The organism is Bordetella petrii, assembly GCF_020991325.1.
GTDB lineage: Bacteria > Pseudomonadota > Gammaproteobacteria > Burkholderiales > Burkholderiaceae_B > Bordetella_A > Bordetella_A petrii_E.
Genome location: NZ_JAJMLX010000398.1, coordinates 1 through 3080, shown reverse-complemented (window position 1 = coordinate 3080; position 3080 = coordinate 1). Strand labels below are relative to the sequence as shown.

Annotated in this window: 3 protein-coding genes; all 3 read left to right on the top strand. The window is 64.6% G+C overall.

Going from position 1 to position 3080, the window contains the following annotated elements:
- Positions 1–1633, top strand: a 1633-nt coding sequence (cheA, locus tag LPZ50_RS23605) for a chemotaxis protein CheA (protein WP_230665293.1), incomplete at its 5' end; no start/stop codon positions are given.
- A 13-nt stretch (positions 1634–1646) separates the two neighbouring features.
- Positions 1647–2147, top strand: a complete 501-nt coding sequence (gene cheW, locus LPZ50_RS23600) for a chemotaxis protein CheW (RefSeq protein WP_230665292.1) — start codon at positions 1647–1649, stop codon at positions 2145–2147.
- Between the two features lie 70 nt (positions 2148–2217).
- The coding region (locus tag LPZ50_RS23595; protein ID WP_230665291.1) for a Tar ligand binding domain-containing protein at positions 2218–3080 on the top strand (863 nt) is incomplete at its 3' end.

Genomic DNA, 3080 nt, shown 5'->3' with positions numbered 1-3080 from the left:
GGCCCCGCAGGTTCCGGCCCAGGCTTCCGCGCCGGCCGCGCCGCCGGCCGATGCCGGCCTGCCGTTGCAGCTGCGGATTGCAAGCGTATCCGACAAGGACGCGCAGTCGCTGCTGGAAGAAATGGGCAACCTGGGCACCGTGCTGGCGCATGACCGGGAAGGGGGCGGCCTGACAGTATGGATGGACAGCACTTGCTCGGCCGACGATATCGAGGCGGTTTGCTGCTTCATCGTGGACGCCGACCAGCTCGATGTGCGCCGCGCGGCGGCGCCCGCGGCCGGCGTGATAGAGCAATTCGAACAGGCGACGGCAGGCTTCGTGGCGCAGGCCGCTGGCGAAGCTCCGGCGGCAGCCCAGGCACCGGCGTCAAGCCCGGTGGCGCCGGGGGCATCTGCCGCCAAGCCCGCCCGGGCAGCCGCGCCTGCCGCCACCGATAAAGAATCCACGTCCATACGCGTGGGCGTCGAGAAGGTCGATCAGGTCATCAACCTGGTGGGCGAACTGGTCATCACGCAGGCCATGCTGGCGCAAACCGCGTCCACGCTGGATCCGGTGCTGCACGACCGCTTGCTGAACGGCATGGAACAACTGGAACGCAACGCGCGCGACCTGCAGGAAGCCGTGATGTCGATCCGCATGATGCCGATGGACTACGTGTTCAGCCGCTTTCCGCGCCTGGTGCGCGATATTGCGGTGAAAATGGGCAAGCAGATTGAATTGCAGACGTACGGCCGGGCCACCGAACTGGACAAGAGCCTGATCGAACGCATCATCGACCCGCTGACCCACCTGGTGCGCAACAGCCTGGACCACGGCATTGAAACCCCCGAGAAACGCATTGCCGCCGGCAAGGATCCGGTGGGGCAGCTGATTCTGTCGGCCGAGCACAATGGCGGCAATATCGTCATTGAAGTCAGCGACGACGGCGGCGGTTTGAATCGCGACAAGATCCTGAAAAAGGCCATTGCGCAAGGCTTGCCTGTCAGCGAGAACACGCCCGACGATGAGGTGTGGCAGCTGATTTTCGCGCCGGGGTTCTCCACGGCCGAACAGATTACCGATATTTCCGGGCGCGGCGTGGGTATGGACGTGGTGCGCCGCAACATCCAGGACATGGGCGGCCATGTGCAACTGTCGTGCGTGCCTGGCGAGGGCACCACTACCCGCATCGTGCTGCCCTTGACGCTGGCCATCCTGGACGGCATGTCGGTGCGGGTGGGCGACGAAACTTTCATCCTGCCGCTGAACCACGTGACCGAATCGCTGCAGCCCAGCGCCGACCAGATGTACTCCGTGGCAGGGGACGAGCAGGTGATGCAGGTGCGGGGCGAATACCTGCCCCTGGTCGAACTGCACCGGGTGTTCGGCGTGGCCGGCGCGCAGGCGGACCCCACCCAGGCCATCGCCGTCATCATGCAGGCCCAGGATCGCCGTTTTGCCTTGCTGGTGGATCACCTGGTGGGACAGCATCAGGTGGTGGTGAAGAACCTGGAGTCGAATTACCGCAAGGTGCCGGGCGTATCGGCCGCCACCATTCTGGGCGACGGCAGCGTGGCGCTGATTGTCGATGTTTTCGCCCTGGCGCGGGCCAATCGCGAAAAATGGGCGCAGCCCGAAGCCATCCTGAATTGACGGAGAACCTTACATGGCAGTCAAACCGCAAACGCAGGCCGCGCGCGTCGAAGACGTCGGCAGTGAGTTCCTGGTGTTCACGCTGGGCGAAGAAGAATACGGCATCGATATCCTGAAAGTGCAGGAAATCCGCGGCTACGACGCCGCCACGGTGACCCGCATTGCCAATGTGCCGCCGTTCATCAAGGGCGTGACCAATCTGCGCGGCATCATCGTGCCTATCGTGGATCTGCGCATCAAATTCAAGCTGGGCAGCGTCGAATACAACGAGCAAACCGTCGTCATCATCCTGAACCTGGACCAGCGTGTGGTGGGCATCGTGGTCGACGGCGTATCAGACGTGCTGATGCTGAGCGCGGGCCAGGTGCGCGCCGCGCCGGAATTCGGCGCCATGCTCTCCACCGAATACCTGACCGGGCTGGGCACGGTGGACGACCGCATGCTGATCCTGGTGGACATCGAGAAACTCATGACCAGCGAGGAAATGGCGCTGGTGGAAAAGGCCGCCGCCTGAGGCAGGGCGGTTTCGCAGGTGGGTGCGATGCCGGGCCCGCCTGCCAGTCAATTTCTGGGGTTGTCAGACTATGCGCAAGTTCCTGGCCAACATGAAGATACGCACCAGCCTGCTGGGCGTGTTGGGCTTTTTCTCGCTGATGCTGGTAATTGGCGCGGCACTGGGCGTGCTGTCGCTGCGCGTCAGCAACGGCACGCTGGCCAGCATACGCCAGACGCAGGATGTGGGCGATGCCCTGACGCGCGTGGTCAACAGCTATAAAGACGCCGTCAATGGCCTGGAACGCACCGCCAATTCGCACTACGCGGATATCGTGCGCAGCGTAGGGCAGCCGGTGGCGCTGTCCAGCGGCCTGGGGCCCGAGGCGGCAGGCATGCTGCAGCGCGCCAGCGCCTCGATGAACCGCGCCCAGACCGAATTCGAGTACTTCAAAAATTTGCCGCGTCCGGAAGGCGCGCAGGAAAGCCTGGGCGAAATCGACTCGGCCTATGCCGCCCTGATGCGGGACGGCATCGCGCCCCTGCTGGGCATGCTGGAACGCGCCGACATGGCCGCCTACCAGAAGCAGGCGCAAGTGCTGCATGACGCCATGGAAGGGCGCTTTGCACGGGCCATCGAGGGCTTCGATTTCTGGCGCGCCAGCCAGCTGCAGGACGAATACCTGCTGGCCACGCAGCGTTTTCAGGGCGTGCTGGGCGCGGTGGCCGTTGGCGGGGCCATGGCGGCCCTGCTGGTCTTCGGAACCTATGTGTTCCTGCGGCGCAGGGTGCTGATGCCGTTGAAAGAAGCGGGCCAGCATTTCGACCGCATGGCCGCCGGCGACCTGACGGCGCGCGTGGAGGTGCGCAACAGCAACGAAATCGGCCAGCTGTTCTCGGCGCTGAAGCGGATGCAGGAGAACCTGGCGCGCACGGTGGCGCAGGTACGCCGGGG